The organism is Psychrobacter sp. CR212 (assembly GCF_059693765.1).
In genome coordinates, this window is the sequence record NZ_JCATIF010000001.1 from 552,974 (window position 1) to 569,956 (window position 16,983).

Below are 16,983 nucleotides of genomic sequence, written 5' to 3' on the forward strand. Positions count from 1 at the left end.
CAACATATAATTGAAGCATTCGCGACAACAAATGTCGTTAAAGATTTAAAAGGCAATAAAAAACCAGATAACCTAAGTTATCTGGTAATTAATTACACTTATTAGTCTATCTACTTACAGTAATCTGACCACCTGAAAAGCTGATACACCCCTCACAAAACCAAGAGCGCAAACTTCTTGCATAAGGTATATCTGCTGGTACATCAAGCTGGTATGGACGACCACAGTACTCACAGTGTACGTCATCTAAATAAACCTGACATTTTGCAAGTGTAGCAAACAATTCATCAAACTCTATGTTGTGGTCGTAACAAAGCAGTTCTAAATGCGCTATATAATCACTGGGAGACATATAGGACCAATACTCATGGCACAAACGCTTTTTTGTATCATCAAAAGCTGAATCAAAGACGAAGTTCATGCTCATAATACCCTCCTTAGTATCCATAGCCAGTTTGTGGTAGTAGCTCGTAGAGCTCACTCTGTAGCTGACTACACATATCATCAACGACATAGTCAGGATTGACATCTAAGCGCTTCTGTACCCATATGCGCAGCGCCATATAATTATCAAAGCAACTATCAATACTCAGGAACCTAGCCAAACCAGTACCTGACTGAATACAGAGCTCACAAATGAGATAGTTAGCAATATTATCTGCGCCATTACTGACATAGCCACTAGGTTTAAACGTCGCATGCAGCTTATCGTAATCAATCATCTTCATTGTGAGGCCCCTTATCGTTAGATGCCTGAGCAATCTGACTGCGATTGACCAATGCTTCAAACGCACTGCCATCCTGCCTAGTCATGTTCGGTACATACCGACTATAGGTATTGAATAGCATCTTAGTTGTCGCATGTCCCATTTGACTTGCTATCCATTCAGGACTCTCGCCAGCCGCTAGCCAGAGCGTTGCTGCAGTATGACGAGTCTGATAAGCATTACGCTTTTTGAGACCTAAAATCTTAAGAGTAGGGTGCCAAACAAGTTTATTCACGTTGTTGTAATCAAGTGGCTCACCCGTATGCGCGCAAAACACATAGTCAGATCGCTTATAAGTGATGGCCTGCTGTTCCTTTAGAGCATCGTAGACCCAAGGTGACATTTGAATCGCACGATAAGACTCTTGAGTCTTAGGAGGAACAATTTTGCCTTTAACATAAGCTTGTTTGATCACAATCTCACGTCGATTAAAGTCAATGTTCTCCCACGTCAACCCATCAATCTCACTAGTACGCATACCTGTCAAAAAACGCACCAAGTAATAATTGCGATAGTCTTTTCTAACACCATTAATGAACGTCCAAACCTCTTCTAAAGTCAGCGGTTGGATATCGGTCTTCGGTTGTTTGAGTGCCTTGATATCATAGTAAGGGTTTTCAAACTGGTAGCGTTTAGAGGCTTCTTTTAGTATCATACCTAAAGGTACCATTATCGAATTGATGCGTGCCGCTGACAGATGCTTGTTAGCTTTTCCGTAAGTCACTTTGGCGAGGGATGAACGGAAGGCTAATACATCTGTCTTTTTTATGATATGGATAGGCTTAGTGCCAAACTTAGGCAATAAATACATATCAATAATTTCTTTAATCTTACGTTTGTAAGTATCACGCCACTCGATCTCTTTTTCAGAAAACCATAGTAGAGCAAACTGTTCGAATGAAGTGATGTCACTTTGAATACAGTCTTTGCGATCGCTTAATGCCATCATCTCATCGCATTTATCGCTTTTGGGGAAATACTTAGCATAGCTAAATATACCCAAAGTAATTTCCGCTTCCATTTTTTCAATCACTTTTTCAAGCTTCTTACGATTCGCTGGCGTGTCAACGAGGTTTGTCGTCTCCCTACAGCGTTTGTTCATATAGCGAAAGTCGACAAATAGCATATTGCTACCCTTACGTGTCCTAATACTAGCCATGATAGTTCTCCTTATTGTAGTGCCATAGCGTTGATGCTACCGGTAACACCAGTACGCATATCTTTTTCGATCTCTTCCCAAACATATAAAATTTTGCGTCCACCAAACGGCCGGATGTAATGAATACCTTCGATAAGCACAGTATCTTTGAGCTCATTACGTATCGTACGAGGGTTATACTTAATGAGCTCAGAAAGCTCTTGGGTAGTTAGGTAGGTATGTGACATAATAAATTCCTTGTAAGCCAATTAAATAACTAGGTTTTTTTATCGAGATAACAAATAATTCTATGAAAGTATTTTGTTATTCGATAGAATTACTTTACTAGCTATCGTAAGTCGATGCAAGTACTTTTTTTAGTCTATTAAGGAATTATTGATGATTTTATGTAATTTACCGGTACTACTAGCTGAACGGCGTATGAAAGTGGCAGATTTGATAAGAATGACAGGAATTAGCAAGTCGACTATGCACAAGATCTATAATGAGCAAACATCAAGAATCGATTTCGAGACTATGGATAAGATTTGTGAAGCATTAGATATTGGCGTAGGCGACTTATTTACTTATGTACCTAACGAGTCGCTAGATGAAGAAAAGTAAATTAGTTTTAGGGTGGTTTTAGAACAACTAGAGTAGAGGTCAAAAAGACTATATTGATAAATAGGAAAAATTAAGGGAAGGCGCAACTTGGGCACATTTTGGGCACACAGATTTTTCAGTGCTAATTGTTTAAATGTAGAAAGGTCTAAAGTCTAATTAATATTAATCTATCTATTCCGCTACAGCCCTTATATTACGGGCATAAAAAAAGCCCCAATCAAAAAGATTGGGGCTTTTCGAATCTGGTAGGCGTAATCGGATTCGAACCAACGACCTCTACCATGTCAAGGTAGCGCTCTAACCAACTGAGCTATACGCCTATTTAGGCCATGCATTTTAGCAAGTTTTTCAGACTTTGCAAGCCTTTTTTATAATTATCTTATTTTATTATCATAATATTTGACGTCACGCGTTATTATCAAATACTACAGTATGCTTTTTATGTATATTTTCTAAATATTTATTTTAACCAGTTTAGTTTTTATTGTTAATAACAGCGTAAAAATTAATGAGTAAGCTCTTATAACTGATATCATATTCCTCTAACGAATGTGGTTGTCATAAGAGCAATGATGTAAAGTCATTTGTGTCAACTAGGTATTCAACGAAAATTAGAACTAGTCGGAGGATGACATGGGCTTATTGGTAGATGGTAAGTGGCAAGACAAATGGTACGACACGGAAGAAAACGGCGGGCGATTTGAGCGTGAAGATGCCGGGTTTAGGAACTGGATCACCGCAGATGGTAGTGCAGGTCCTACGGGCGTAGGCGGGTTTAAGGCTGAGCCTGATCGCTATCACCTGTACGTGTCGCTAGCCTGTCCTTGGGCACACCGTACTTTAATTTATCGTAAGCTCAAAGGTTTGGAGCAGATCATTCCGATCTCTGTGGTCAACCCTTACATGGGAGATAATGGTTGGACGTTTGCAGAGGGCGAGGGAGTAATCCCTGATCCGCTTATCCATGCAGATTATGCTTATGAGCTTTATATTAAAGCAAAACCCAATTATACGGGACGGGTTACTGTTCCGATTTTATGGGACAAAAAGACCAATACGATTGTGAGTAATGAATCATCAGAGATCATTCGGATGTTCAATTCAGCTTTTGACGACGTTGGCGCACTAGCAGGCGATTTCTCGCCAGCATCGTTATTGCCAGAAATCGATGATATCAATGCGTTTGTCTATACGACGATTAATAATGGGGTGTACAAGGCTGGATTTTCGACCACACAAGAGGCTTATGAAGAGGCGGTGATTGAGCTGTTTGCCGCGCTAGATACACTGGAAGCGCGCCTAGCAGATAAGCGTTACCTCACAGGGAGCACTATCACCGAAGCGGATTGGCGACTGTTTACCACCTTAGTTCGTTTTGATGCGGTCTATGTTGGGCATTTTAAATGCAACCTACGCCGCATTATCGACTATCCAAACCTGTGGGGCTATCTGCGTGATCTATACCAAGTGCCTGGTATCGCTGAGACAGTAAATATGGAGCACATCAAGCAGCACTATTACACCAGCCACGCCAATATCAACCCCACTCGTATCATCCCTATTGGCCCTGCTATTGATTTTACGACAGCCCATCATCGTGATCAGCTATAGACATGTTTGCTTTATACATGTGAACAAAAAAGGCTAAGCATAAATAGAATTTCAATAAAAAACACCCCAGCGACTATGAAGCAGCTGGGAAGCAGCTGGGGTGTTTTACAATGTAAAAGGCATTTTAATTGATATTAACCATTATTTAACTGCCGAGCTGCCTCAAGTGCAAAGTAAGTCAAGATACCATCGGCACCGGCGCGGCGAAAACCAATAAGCGATTCTAGGATCACCGCATCAGTCAGCCAGCCGTTTTGAATAGCTGCCATGTGCATCGCGTATTCGCCGGAGACTTGATAGGCAAAAGTCGGTACGCCAAAGGTGTCTTTGACTTCACGGATCAGATCGAGATAGGGCTGACCAGGCTTAATCATCACCATATCTGCGCCCTCATTGATGTCCATCGCCACTTCGTGCAAAGCTTCAGCGCGGTTACCAAAGTCCATCTGATATTGTTTTTTATGACCGCCTTTTAGGTTGCCGGCGCTACCGACTGCATCACGGAACGGCCCATAATAAGCAGAAGCGTATTTGGCAGAGTAAGCCATGATAGCGGTATTGACAAGACCTTCGCTTTCAAAGGCATCACGCATGGCTTTGATACGGCCATCCATCATATCACTTGGAGAGATGATATCAGCGCCAGCTCTAGCATGGACGAGTGCTTGCTTGACCAGCACCTCAACGGTGTCATCATTGACCACATAACCACTGTCATCAAGCAAGCCGTCTTGACCGTGTGACGTATAAGGGTCGAGCGCCACATCGGTCATCACCACCATCTCAGGCACTGCGTCTTTTAGTGCTGCTACGGCACGCGCGCTTAGTCCATTCTCATCATAGGCCGCTTTGCCATCAGGAGTTTTTAGCGAGTTGTCGATAACAGGGAAAATATCGATAGTCGTCACGCCCTCGCTTAAAAGCTCTTTGGCATAATTAATCAATAGGTCTATCGATAAGCGCTCAACGCCCGGCATACTGGCGATGGCCTCGCGCTGATTACTACCTTCTAATACAAATACTGGGGCTATGAAATGTTTGGGGTGAAGCTCGACTTCACGAATCATAGCACGGATATTATCGTTGTAGCGCAAGCGGCGCAGGCGAGTCTCGGGGAATTGACGATTAAACGTATAAGACATTGTTTTTTCCTTATTATTAGTTTTAGTAAGTTTGAGGGGTAATCATTAAATAAGTAAAGCATCAGATGCAGCTAAAATTTTTAGCTTTTATATATAGCTACTATTTATATATAACTACTAAAGGTAGCACATAACAACAAAAAGCCCCACCAAGAAGGTAGAGCTAATTGTTATAAAAATAATACGCTAGCTAGTTATCAAATGTTATATAACCATCTTTATGGAGTGACAATCTGTGGCACTGGTACTTGCTCAGTAGGTGTCTCTTCAGTCAATACCCCAACCGCTGCATCAGCGTCGTTGTCATTATCGATATCGACAATCGCAGTCGGCTTAAAGTCAACCTTCACAGGCGTCTGTGCTTGTTTGATAGCGGCGGCTTCTGGTGCTGCAGCTACTCGCGCTGAGCTAGCAGCGTCGATAGCATAGGCCGCTTGCGACTCGGCATCTTTGGTTAATAAAGTACCAACTTGGGCCAAGTTAGTATATTGCGGAACCGGAATCGCGACAGGTGTATCGAGATTGGCACCGCCGCCAAGCGCTTGATATAGCTCGATTTGACTGATGATTTTTTGTAGCTCTAAGTCTAGAATGCCTTGTTGAGTGTCAAACAATGAGCGCTGAGCATCAAGGACATCGAGATAGTTTGAGATACCAGCTTTAAAGCGCGCATCAGCAATCTCATAAGTCTGATCAAAGTTATCTTGCAGGCGGTACTGAGCTGCGAGCTGCTCGCCTAGAGTTGCGCGAGTAGCGAGCACATCGGAGACCTCACGGAACGCCGTTTGAATTGAGCGCTCATAGCTGGCAAGCGTTTGTTCGCGCTCGATTTGTGCGACATCGTAGTTTGCATCCAAACGTCCAGCATCAAAGATGGGTACGCTGATATTAGGGCCAAATGACCAGCCGACTGCATCATTATCGAACAAGTCGCTCAAGCCATCGCTACGGACACCAACGCTACTGGCTAAGCTTATCGTTGGGAAATAAGCGGCACGGGCGACAGCGATATTTGCGCCCGCGGCTTTTAGATCGTATTCCGCTTGTAATACATCAGGGCGATAGCGTAGCAGCTCGCTTGGCAAGCCGGCACTAAACACCTCGTGATTGGTGATATTGCTGACAGCGGGTGCTGGGATAAGCTCAGTAGGTACCGGCGCTCCTAATAAGAACTGCAGAGCATTTCTGGAGGTCAAAATACTGCTTTGCGCACGTAGTACCGCAAGTCTTGCACTCTCTAAAGCTGCTGCAGATTGCAAGGAAGGCAGCTTAGGATCAATACCGGCTTTAAAGCGCTCTTGCGCAATAAACAACGAGCGCTCACGGCTCTCAACAGTTGCCTCGGCGAGTTTGAGCTGCGCTAAGCTATAGCTAAGATTCGCGTAGCTCTGCGCGATATTACTAATCAGACTAATTTGAATAGAGTCTTTGGCTGCCGTCGTTGACAAAAATCTCTGCAACGCTTGATCTTTTAGGCTATCGATTCGGCCCCAAAAGTCCAGCTCATAGCTTGCCAAACCGAGATTGACACTGTAGCTATCTGTCGTCTGTCTACCGCCAGTACTGCCAAAAGGCGTCTCAACGCGCGGAGAGGATTGGCTTTGGCGTGAGTATTCTGCTTGACCATTGATAGTCGGCAAATCATTAATATCAGTAATACGATACTGCGCGCGCGCTTTTTCGATAGCCAAACGGGCACTCTCAAAGTCTTTGTTATTTTCCAGTCCTAACGCAATCAGAGCTTTTAGGCGCTCATCGCTATAAAAGTCCTGCCAGCGCTGTCCTGCGATACTTGGCTGCTCAGAGGTGCTGACAGTCTCATCACCAAAAGCGCCATAAGCTTGCTCGATCGGAAGGTTAGGCTCAGCGAGAACGGGGCTTGTATCTGCTTTAGGGATAGTATTACAAGCGGCCATACTCAGAGCCAAAAAGCTCAGGCCAAGTAGGCGCGATGATTTACCAGTAGCTAGTAAAGCTTTAGAGCTTATCGCTCTTACGGCTGAGTTAGAGGTTAAGAATAAAGAACTCATTGTGTATTATCTCCAAAGCTTACAGGCTGATAACTCGCAGGAGGAGTTAATGATTGCTTATCTTCTGTAGGGGCAGATGGGACCGGATTATCACCGCCGCCGTTACCACTTGGATGGTTATCATCATCATCCCCTTTACCATTGTGAGCTTCATTGCCCTTATAAGGGAACATACCACGCACCCAAATATAGAACATCGGAATAAAGAAGATACCTAGTAAAGTGGCACTAACCACACCACCTACGACACTGGTACCAATAGCAGTTTGGCTGCCTGACCCTGCGCCAGTAGCTATGGCTAATGGCACAACACCGATACCAAAGGCAAGCGAGGTCATAATAATTGGACGTAGACGTTGTCGCGCTGCGGTCATGACGGCCTCTCTGAGACTATAGCCTTCTTCTTGGTGCTCTTTGGCAAATTCAATAATCAAGATGGCGTTTTTGGCGGACAAACCAACGACGGTGAGTAGACCCACTTGCAAGTAGATGTCGTTAGCAAAACCGCGTAACCACGTAAATATCACCGCACCCAATACCCCAAGTGGAATAACCAATAGGACAGAGAAGGGGATAGACCAGCTCTCATAAAGCGCAGCTAGACATAAGAAGACAACTAGAATCGATAGCGCATAAAGCATAGGAGCTTGCGAGCCTGATTTTTGTTCTTCAAGTGATAACCCAGTCCATTCGTAACCGATACCTTCAGGGAGCTGACTGATCATGTTCTCCATAGCTGACATGGCTTCACCAGTACTAAGACCAGGTGCCGCATTACCTTGAATATTCATCGAAGGTAAGCTGTTATAACGAGTCAAACGCGGTGAGCCTGACTGCCATTCGCTACTTGAGAAAGCATCGAAAGAGACCATGTTACCGGTTTCGCCGCGCACATACCACTTGCCGATGTCATCAGGATTGGTACGGCTACTGGCTTCACCTTGAACATAGACACGCTTGATACGGCCACGATCGATAAAGTCGTTGACGTAGCTTGAGCCCCAGGCGGTCGAGATAACGCTATTGATACTGCCTAAAGATAGACCATAAGCGGCGGCTTGTTCTTGATTGATATTGACTTTGAGCTGCGGTGCATCTTCTTGACCATTAGGACGTACGCCTGCCACATTTTCGTTTTGTGCAGCCATACCTAGCAGCATATTACGGGCTTCAAGTAACCCTTCGTGTCCAAGGTTACCCACATCTTGTAGCATCAAATCAAAACCACTGGCATTACCAAGCTCAGTAATCGCAGGCGGTACGATAGCAAAAACTTGCGCTTCATTTAACTGGGTAAAGAAATAACCCATGGCACGACCAGCAACGGCTTGCGCGGTGTTTTCATCGCCTGAGCGCTCTTCCCAATCTGACAGTCGAACGAATGCCAGACCCATGTTTTGGCCTTGACCTGCAAAACTAAAACCAGCAACGGTAAAGACAGAGGCAATATTGTCGCCTTCTTGCGTGTCGTAATAATTTCTGACTTTATCCAGTACATCCTGCGTCTCATCTAGCGTAGAGCCTGCAGGAAGCTGGACTAAGGTGAACATAATACCTTGGTCTTCTTCTGGCAAAAACGAACCTGGAATACGCAAGAACACCACTGCCATAATACCGATGATGGCGGCATAGCCGATCAGGTACAACCACTTAAAACGAATACTTTTGCCGACGAAGTTTTCATAAGAGCGGCTTAGCTTAAAGAACCCGCGGTTGAACCAGCCAAAGAAGCCTTTTTGTTGTTCAGTACTGCCTTTTTCATGGCTCTTACCACGTTTTAGCAAGGTCACACATAGGGCAGGGGTGAAGATTAGAGCCACCATGGCTGACAGCGCCATGCTCGTGATCAAGGTGATAGAGAACTGACGATAAATAACACCTGTTGAGCCGCCAAAGAAGGCCATCGGTACAAATACGGCAGACAAAATCAGCGCAATACCAATAACGATCTTACTGATCTCGCCCATCGACTGAACGGTTGCATCTTTGACCGAAATATCAGGGTTTTCTTCTAATATTCGCTCGACGTTTTCGACAACAACGATCGCATCATCAACCAGTAGACCGATGGAGAGTACCATTGCAAACATCGTCAAGACGTTGATACTAAAGCCTGCGATATAAAGCACAGCAAAAGTACCTAGCAAGACCACTGGAACGGCAAGAGTAGGAATGATGGTGGCGCGCCAGTTCTGCAAGAAAATGAACATGACGATAAACACCAAGACAATAGCCTCAATAAGCGTATTCACGACTTGCTCGATAGAAAGCTTCACGAAAGGCGTTGTGTCATAAGGCACAACAGAGCTTAGGCCTGCTGGAAAGTTGGTTTCTAGCTCGGCCATACGTGCGCCGACCGCCTCACGGGTCTCTAGCGCGTTTGCGCCTGCAGCCAATGAGATACCTAGACCTGCCGCTTCTTGACCGTTATACAAGGAGTTGACGCTATAGTTTTCACTACCAATCTCTACGTCTGCGACATCACCGAGACGTACCTGCGCGCCTGAGCTGTCTGTCTTTAGTAGAATGTTTCTAAACTCTTCTGGAGTCTGCAGGTAGCTTTGTACACTGACGGTGGCGTTAATCACCTGTTGATCTGTGTCAGCAGGTGCTTGTCCTAGCTGACCTGCAGATACCTGAGCGTTCTGTGCTCGTACGGCATTGACAACATCAGAGGGCACCATGTTATAGCTACGTAGGCGTGCAGGATCTAGCCAGATACGCATGGCGTAAGTAGAACCAAACACCTGAACTTCACCAACCCCTTCCACACGACTGATCGAGTCAAGCACATTGGAGTTGATATAATCGGCAATATCGGCACGATCCATACTGCCATCTTCAGAAATAAATGCCTGCACCATCAAAAAGCTGCTGGAGGACTTATTAACGTTGACACCTTGACGCTGAACAGCCTCAGGCAACGCGCTCATCGCCGCTTGCAGTTTATTTTGTACTTGTACTTGCGCCGTATCAGGGTCGGTACCGTTCTCAAAGGTAAGCGTCACTGAAGCGCTACCGTTTGAGGAGCTCGATGAGGAGATGTACATCAAGCCATCTAGCCCTTTCATACGTTGTTCAATAATCTGCACCACAGAGTTTTCAACGGTTTGGGCGTTGGCACCAGGATAAGTGGCACTAACAGAAACGGTGGGCGGTGCGATACGCGGATACTGCTCAATCGGCAAATTAACAACCGAGATTACCCCGATAAGCATGACCAAAATGGCCAACACCCATGCAAAAATAGGGCGATCAATAAAAAAACGTGACATAGTATATCCCTAGGTCTTCCTATCTTTGAATGGAATTAATTAGCGGTGGTAGCAGTGTCCTGCTCAGAAGTGTCATCAGCTACCGTTTTCGCAGCTTGCTGTGGTGTTTTGGCGGTAGGCGTTGCAGGTGCACCATTAGCGTTTTCTAACGGCTTGACCACGACCTCCTGCTCAGGCTTAACTTTAGAGCCGCCTATAACCACTAGCTTATCGCCACTACTTAAGCCATCGGTGACCACCCATTGACCATCATAAGTACCATTAATGGTAACAGGACGGACTTGGATTTTATTATTTTCATCAACGATGTAGACTTGTGAATCGCCTTTAGGCGTACGCATTACAGCGCTTTGCGGCACTAAGGCTGCATTAGGAATGACGCTTTGAGTCAGACGCGCTGAGACATACATACCTGGCAGTAGCACGTTATTAGGATTTGGGAAAATAGCTCGTAGAGTCACCGCGCCAGTAGATTGATCGACTTTAGCTTCAGACAGCGCAAGCTTGCCACGCACTGGATACACTGAGCCATCTTCTAGCACCAACTCAACTGAGTTCATGCCTGGCTGAGCTGAACCGTCTGCTATTTGCTGACGAAGCTGCAATAGCTCAGATGACGACTGACTGATATCGACATAGATAGGGTCTAAGCGCGAAATCGTCACTAAAGGCTCAGATTGACTGGCGTTAACTAAGGTTCCTGCAGTAACGCTTGAGCGGTCACTACGACCAGTCAACGGTGCACGGACGATAGTACGATTGAGATCCAAAGCGCTAGCATCTAAGTTTGATTGCGCGGTTTTAATCCCAGCCTCAGCGCTTCTAATGCTCGCTTCAGTTTGTCCGACTGCAGCGCGAGCACTCTCTAGAGCCGCTTGCGCTGTACGTACCTGAGTTTGCGCTTGGTCATATTGCTGCTTGGAGATAGCGTCAATCTCAACCAAGCCTTTTAGACGCTGAAAGTCATTTATCGCTTGTGCTAATGAGGCTTGGCGACTGGCTAACTCTGCTTTAGCATTGGCATTATTGGCGATAGCGGTTTGGCGATTAGCCTGTGCTTGCGCGACCGCCGCTTGACCACTAGCGACCGAGGTCGTGTAGTTGTCAGTATTGATACGATAAAGCGGCTGGCCTTTTTTGACGTTACTGCCTTCACGGAACAGTACTTCGTCAATTACGCCGCTGACTTGAGGGCGTACATCAGCCGTCTGATAAGCGGCAGTACGACCAGAGAAAGTCTGAACTTGAGGCACAGTATCGAAGCTGACAGTTTGGACGTTGACGACAGCGGGCGGCATCTGCTGCTGAGCGTTTTCACCCGCAGCGGCGTCTTCTTTATTGTCACAGCCGACCAGTACTGTAGCCGATAGTACAGATGCTATTACAAGCGCAAGATAAGAATGCTTCATCAAGGTCCTCGGTAGAGTAGTAAAATATAGAATAAATGGTATAGAGGTAGAGCGTATCATAATCAAAAAATAGCTTATTTTTCGAAGAGCAATAAGAAACTTTATAGAAGTTTATAGCCAAAAAATAAGAAGCTATTGATAAAATTGATAAATAGGGCAGTACCGCTAGCTAATTATAGGACGTCAAGTAAATTTAAGGCGTTATTATAAACTATAGGGTTTACCCCGCAGTCAAGTGATTCACGATAGGAAAGCTGACAAAAACTGACCGCACTGTGCTCGCTGAGTAAATAAAATCCCGCCATAGTAACCGCTACACCAACCAGCAGCTAATAAGAAGACATACAACCCGCTATGCAAATTTATTGTAATTTTTTGTTATAATTGTAAAGCCATAGTGTTATTGAGGTTTAAAATCGCCAAAAATCTGCTTTGTCAACAAATTGACTAATTTATCAACCCCTAATTATGACCTTTAAAATATAGCGACTTAGACCAGTCAGTAACCTCTAATGAGCGTGGTCAATCAGCATTTAACCATTAAAAAATCCTGGCACAATTATAGTGCCGTCAGGATTTATGAAACTTAAAGAAAGGTAACTATTTGGCTGACACACCCGTTTTAAGAGGGTGTCTTTTTAGAGACTGTTGCTTTTGATCAATGAATATTTATGGCTCGGTTGCTCAAAAACGCTGCTAAAAAATGAGCCGTCTCAATTAGCTAATAACACAGACGATTCATATGTCATTATACCAATCGCGCGCTGGCCAATTCTGTCAGTTGGTACAAGCCTTGACGATAACGGTTGTCAGGCAGTGTGCCCAGTGCTTGCTGGGCCAATCTCGTCTCCTCTAGTGCACGCTGTTTACAGTAATCTAATGCGCCGGAACTGCGTACCAACTCAATCAGCTGCTCAGCATTCGGTGTTTTACCCGTTTGTACCGCAATTCTTAGCTGCTCATAACCTTCATTGTCACTGTCTTTTAGTAGTTCGAGTGCTTTGATAGTTGGCAGAGTAGGTTTACCTTCAGCAAGATCGTCGCCTAGGTTTTTGCCCATTACGTCGCTATCGCCACTATAATCAAGGACATCATCAATAATTTGAAACGCATTACCAAAGTGCTGTCCAAAGTCGCCTAATGCCGCCATATACTCAGTTTTGTCTTGCAAAATAGCCGCGCCTTGAGTCGCCATCATAAACAGGCGAGAGGTTTTGCCATCGATAATGCGTAAGTAGTCTTCTTCTGTTGCGGCAGGGTTATGCTGATGTTGTAGCTGCAATACTTCGCCTTCAGCAATATCACAAGTCCCGTCTGAGAATACTTGCAACAATGGCAAGCTCTGAAAACCAACCAAAAGATTAAAAGCACGGGCAATCAGATAGTCACCGACCAATACGGCTGTGGCATTGTCCCATGTGGCGTTTGCCGTCGGTTTACCGCGGCGCTGTCCTGACTCATCGATCACATCGTCATGCACTAAGGTGGCAGTATGTAGCATCTCAGTAATGGCTGCTAGGTGCATCGCTTTTTCTGATGGATTGTCGTCAAACATACGGGCACACAATAGCGTAATCAGCGGGCGCATACGCTTACCACCGGCATTGATTACATGCTGAGAGACGCTCATGACGAGCTGTACTTTTGAGTTGAGACTACCAAAGACTTGCTCATCCATAATGTCAAAATCATGAGCGACGATGCTTTGAATGTCCGTATAATTAGGCGCTTGAGATGCAAGGTCTGAAGAAGCTAAAGAAGTGCTGGTCATAATATAGAGTCGTATTTATTAGATGGGTTTTAAGATTTGCCTATAATAGCACAGCCTATTTGGTTAATTGGTGATTAATATGTGTTATTGGTTTTAGTCACTAGGCCGCAGCCGGCTCATTGCTATCGACAATATTGCGTCATAGCGTCAGACTAAGTGAAATTTATAGAGTAGTTGCTAAGTAATAGCTATTAAGCCGTCTCAATAAAAACAGAAATAGCTATTGAATAAGTATGGAATAAAATAAGCTATATGTTATTGATTTAATGAGCTATAATACTACGCTTAAGGCTAGCTAGGCTATCGCTATGATTATTAAGATGATAAGACCTAATACGCGCTGCTAAAACCAGACAATCGGCTTGCTTTTATCATTCAGAAAACGTAAAATAACGCCTTTAATTTTTCCCTGTCGTGTTCGTTATTGAAGCGTAGGTATAATATCTACCACGGCACACGGGTTAAACGGAGTCATACAATGTACGCAGTAATTAAAAGTGGTGGTAAGCAGCACCGTGTAGTCGTCGATGAATTGCTTAAAGTTGAATTGCTAAAAGCAGAAAAAGGCGAAACAATCAAATTTGAAGACGTGTTGATGGTTGTTGACGGCGATGACGTCAAAATCGGTCAGCCTGTTGTTGAAGGCGCTAGCGTAGAAGTTGAAGTGGTTGAGCATGGTCGCGGCGAAAAAATCCGTATCATCAAGCACAACCGTCGTAAGCACTATCACAAAGAGCAAGGTCACCGCCAATGGTACACCTTGTTAAAAATCAAAGCCATTAATGCCTAATTACCCGTTTAGCAATGTTTGCTAAATAGCGCACTAAATGCTTAAGAGTTGTCGCATAAGCGATAAGTCACATTAACAAGGAGATTTTCTCATGGCACATAAAAAAGCTGCCGGTTCAAGCCGTAACGGTCGTGATTCAAACCCAAAAATGCTAGGCGTAAAAATCTTTGGTGGCCAAGCTATCACAGCTGGTAACATCATCGTTCGTCAACGTGGTACAGAATTCCACGCAGGCGAAGGCGTTGGCATGGGTCGTGACCATACTTTATTTGCATTAAATGATGGTGTGGTAAAGTTTGAGACTAAAGGTAAATTTAACCGTCGTTATGTAACGGTTGAAAACGCATAATTATCTATTTAGGTCATTTTATTCTTTGAATAAAACGATTGGATAATTAAAAAAGCCCTTACTGCCTTATGGTAGTAGGGGCTTTTGCGTTTGTAGGGTATCGTAAGTTAATGATAAGGATTAAGGAATGGTATTTTGAACAATATCACTCAACGCTAGCTCTTAAAATATACTATTTCAACAATCTTAACTAATATCTTTTTATGAAAGACGGATAGTTTGAATAGACTTCTTGCATAAGTCATCGTCAGCCCTTGTAACTCCGTCAGTGGAAGTCAATGAACTGGTACTTTTGCAAGAGATCTAATAAAAGATTTGATCAGGTAATAAATGAAATCGTGGATAGGTTTGAAGAAAAAATGAAAAAACAGCACTATATTTCTCATAAGACCATGCTAAATATCCTTAATGACTTATCACCTTTTAAATACATCTATCTTTATGGATTCGTGCTCGTGTTTTTTACGCCGTTAATGTTTGGAAATTATTTCTCAGATTTTACGGGAATAACACCCTTCGCTCAATCCATGGAGCTAGCCTCGGGTAGAATAAGACTGTTGAGTGACGTTACAGTCTTGTACTTCATAATGATTTTTATTGCTATAACAGCTGCTTATTTTTTGAAAGGATTATCATTCGAGGTTGTCAGAGAATTCAAACTGGCTGCAAGAAACTCAGATAAGTTGAATCATGAAGTGGGAGAAAATCCCAAAAGATCTATCTTTATAACTGCATCGCTACTTATCGCTATCAACTTAGGCTGGATTTGGTTTTTTGGTTTTACGTCAGCGGGTAACTCTAAAGTAATGAGAAGTTATTTAGAGGGAACTGAAACTTTCATCATCATGGCTATTTTTTTAGGATTTCTAGCAAATTTTTATCTATTAATTTATGCATTATTAATGATGGAAGGCAGAAAGCACGTTATCTTTTGAAACCATTAGTCTTAATAATGAAATTGCTTACCAAAATTGAGATGAGCATTCGGTTGTAGCAGACATATTTCTTGCTCTTTTATACTGTTAACTTACCTACTTAAAGGTTTAGCTGTATTCATTACCTCGGTTTTGCTAAATAACGATGCTAAATGCAAACTTTTACCGTGTAACTGCATTGGTTACAAGCGTGTATGGCAGCCGTAGTAAAGATTGCAAATCATGACTAGGCGCGTAATAAAAAAACTGGCACACTGTTGCCATTGCTGATGGTTACCAGTTTTAACTTGGTAAAATCAGTATTTATAGAAAACAAAAATTTCAATAGAACATTTTATTTTTAGCAACAACTTTAAAGCGATTATGCTTTTTTAGAGAGGATTTATGATGAACTTATCTACGAAAAAATCAACCAAACAGAAGATGATGAGTGGTGCTTTAGCAGGTGTATTAATGACATCGTTAGGTATCGCAGCGCCAATGATGGCATTGACTCAAACAGCCACAGCAGCGCCTGCTGATAACCTAACAGCTGCTAAGCGCTTGAACAAGCTATTGACCAACACCAAGAGTATGACTGCCAACTTTAGTCAAACTACCAAAGGCGCTAGTAGTGGTACTTTTAAAGGCTCTATGAGTGTACAGCGTCCCAATAACTTCCGCTGGGAAACCAAATCACCCTCAGAGCAATTGATCGTTGCCAATGGCAACTCTATGTGGATCTATGACAAAGATCTAGAGCAAGCGACTAAGCAGAACGTCGACAGTCAAGTCGGTAATACGCCAGCGCTATTGTTGTCAGGTGATCCAAGCAAGATTGATCAAAACTTTAAAATCACTCAGCCGTACAGCAATAAGAACTACTATGTGTTGTACCCAAAATCTGATAATGCCAGCTTTAAGAGCTTATCAATGAGCTTTAGTGGCGGCAAACCTGTGATGATGGTATTGAATGATACGCTAGGTCAAACGACCTCTATTAAGTTTAGTGGTATCAAAATGAATCCAAGTATCGGCAGCAGTCAGTTTAAGTTTACTCCACCAAAAGGTGTTGATATTATCAATCAATAAGAACGAGCTAACTGATGAAGCAGATTATGATGCTTTGCTATTTATCTAAGGTTGAGAGCCTCTAAGAGTGA

Annotated in this window: 15 protein-coding genes and 1 tRNA gene; 6 read left to right on the forward strand and 10 right to left on the reverse strand. The window is 43.6% G+C overall.

Annotation, left to right across the window (positions count from 1 at the left end; genetic code table 11):
- Positions 1–106 precede the first annotated feature (106 nt).
- From AC58CZ_RS02305 to AC58CZ_RS02320, 4 genes are read right to left on the reverse strand one after another with little or no spacing between them, the layout of a single operon-like run.
- Entirely contained in the window at positions 107–427 is a 321-nt protein-coding gene (locus tag AC58CZ_RS02305) for a hypothetical protein (protein WP_494223448.1), read from the reverse strand.
- A gap of 10 nt (positions 428–437) precedes the next feature.
- Positions 438–728, reverse strand: a complete 291-nt coding sequence (locus tag AC58CZ_RS02310) for a hypothetical protein (protein ID WP_494223447.1) — start codon at positions 726–728, stop codon at positions 438–440.
- Complete coding sequence (locus AC58CZ_RS02315) at positions 715–1,926, reverse strand: Arm DNA-binding domain-containing protein (RefSeq protein ID WP_494223446.1); 1,212 nt, start codon at positions 1,924–1,926, stop codon at positions 715–717. The genes AC58CZ_RS02310 and AC58CZ_RS02315 overlap by 14 nt, the downstream gene beginning before the upstream one ends.
- 11 nt (positions 1,927–1,937) lie before the next feature.
- Positions 1,938–2,153, reverse strand: a complete 216-nt coding sequence (locus tag AC58CZ_RS02320; protein ID WP_025645163.1) for a hypothetical protein — start codon at positions 2,151–2,153, stop codon at positions 1,938–1,940.
- Between the two features lie 151 nt (positions 2,154–2,304).
- On the opposite strand from AC58CZ_RS02320, the gene AC58CZ_RS02325 reads away from it, so the two are divergent.
- Positions 2,305–2,529 (forward strand): helix-turn-helix domain-containing protein, encoded by a 225-nt coding sequence (locus tag AC58CZ_RS02325; RefSeq protein ID WP_071001997.1) that lies wholly within the window; start codon positions 2,305–2,307, stop codon positions 2,527–2,529.
- A 243-nt stretch (positions 2,530–2,772) separates the two neighbouring features.
- Here AC58CZ_RS02325 and AC58CZ_RS02330 read toward each other — a convergent pair.
- Positions 2,773–2,849 (reverse strand) — tRNA-Val (locus AC58CZ_RS02330).
- 313 nt (positions 2,850–3,162) lie between these two features.
- On the opposite strand from AC58CZ_RS02330, the gene AC58CZ_RS02335 reads away from it, so the two are divergent.
- The gene (locus AC58CZ_RS02335) at positions 3,163–4,140 is read left to right on the forward strand and encodes a glutathione S-transferase family protein (RefSeq protein WP_071001996.1); all 978 of its coding nucleotides are present in this window, start codon (positions 3,163–3,165) and stop codon (positions 4,138–4,140) included.
- A 134-nt stretch (positions 4,141–4,274) separates the two neighbouring features.
- On the opposite strand, the gene hemB is transcribed toward AC58CZ_RS02335, so the two are convergent.
- The 5 genes from hemB to AC58CZ_RS02360 form a co-directional block, all read right to left on the reverse strand.
- The gene (gene hemB / locus AC58CZ_RS02340; RefSeq protein ID WP_071001995.1) at positions 4,275–5,282 is read right to left on the reverse strand and encodes a porphobilinogen synthase; all 1,008 of its coding nucleotides are present in this window, start codon (positions 5,280–5,282) and stop codon (positions 4,275–4,277) included.
- A 218-nt stretch (positions 5,283–5,500) separates the two neighbouring features.
- Positions 5,501–7,312, reverse strand: coding sequence for an efflux transporter outer membrane subunit (locus tag AC58CZ_RS02345; RefSeq protein ID WP_071001994.1), 1,812 nt, complete (start codon positions 7,310–7,312; stop codon positions 5,501–5,503).
- The gene (locus AC58CZ_RS02350) at positions 7,309–10,587 is read right to left on the reverse strand and encodes an efflux RND transporter permease subunit (protein ID WP_494223445.1); all 3,279 of its coding nucleotides are present in this window, start codon (positions 10,585–10,587) and stop codon (positions 7,309–7,311) included. The genes AC58CZ_RS02345 and AC58CZ_RS02350 overlap by 4 nt, the downstream gene beginning before the upstream one ends.
- A 35-nt stretch (positions 10,588–10,622) precedes the next feature.
- On the reverse strand, positions 10,623–11,996 hold the full coding sequence (locus tag AC58CZ_RS02355; RefSeq protein WP_093068689.1) for an efflux RND transporter periplasmic adaptor subunit: 1,374 nt from the start codon (positions 11,994–11,996) through the stop codon (positions 10,623–10,625).
- Positions 11,997–12,744: 748 nt separating this feature from the next.
- Positions 12,745–13,767: a polyprenyl synthetase family protein gene (locus AC58CZ_RS02360; RefSeq protein ID WP_494223444.1), complete on the reverse strand. Its 1,023-nt coding sequence runs from the start codon at positions 13,765–13,767 to the stop codon at positions 12,745–12,747.
- Positions 13,768–14,245: 478 nt separating this feature from the next.
- Between AC58CZ_RS02360 and rplU the strand changes: the two genes are divergently transcribed.
- The 4 genes from rplU (at position 14,246) to lolA (ending at position 16,912) form a co-directional block, all read left to right on the forward strand.
- Positions 14,246–14,557: a 50S ribosomal protein L21 gene (rplU, locus tag AC58CZ_RS02365; RefSeq protein WP_494223443.1), complete on the forward strand. Its 312-nt coding sequence runs from the start codon at positions 14,246–14,248 to the stop codon at positions 14,555–14,557.
- 91 nt (positions 14,558–14,648) lie between these two features.
- Entirely contained in the window at positions 14,649–14,906 is a 258-nt protein-coding gene (rpmA, locus tag AC58CZ_RS02370) for a 50S ribosomal protein L27 (RefSeq protein WP_058025936.1), read from the forward strand.
- 359 nt (positions 14,907–15,265) lie between these two features.
- Positions 15,266–15,841 (forward strand): hypothetical protein, encoded by a 576-nt coding sequence (locus AC58CZ_RS02375; RefSeq protein WP_430283999.1) that lies wholly within the window; start codon positions 15,266–15,268, stop codon positions 15,839–15,841.
- Between the two features lie 387 nt (positions 15,842–16,228).
- Positions 16,229–16,912: an outer membrane lipoprotein periplasmic chaperone LolA gene (lolA, locus tag AC58CZ_RS02380; protein WP_277077928.1), complete on the forward strand. Its 684-nt coding sequence runs from the start codon at positions 16,229–16,231 to the stop codon at positions 16,910–16,912.
- The last annotated feature ends 71 nt before the right edge of the window (positions 16,913–16,983 follow it).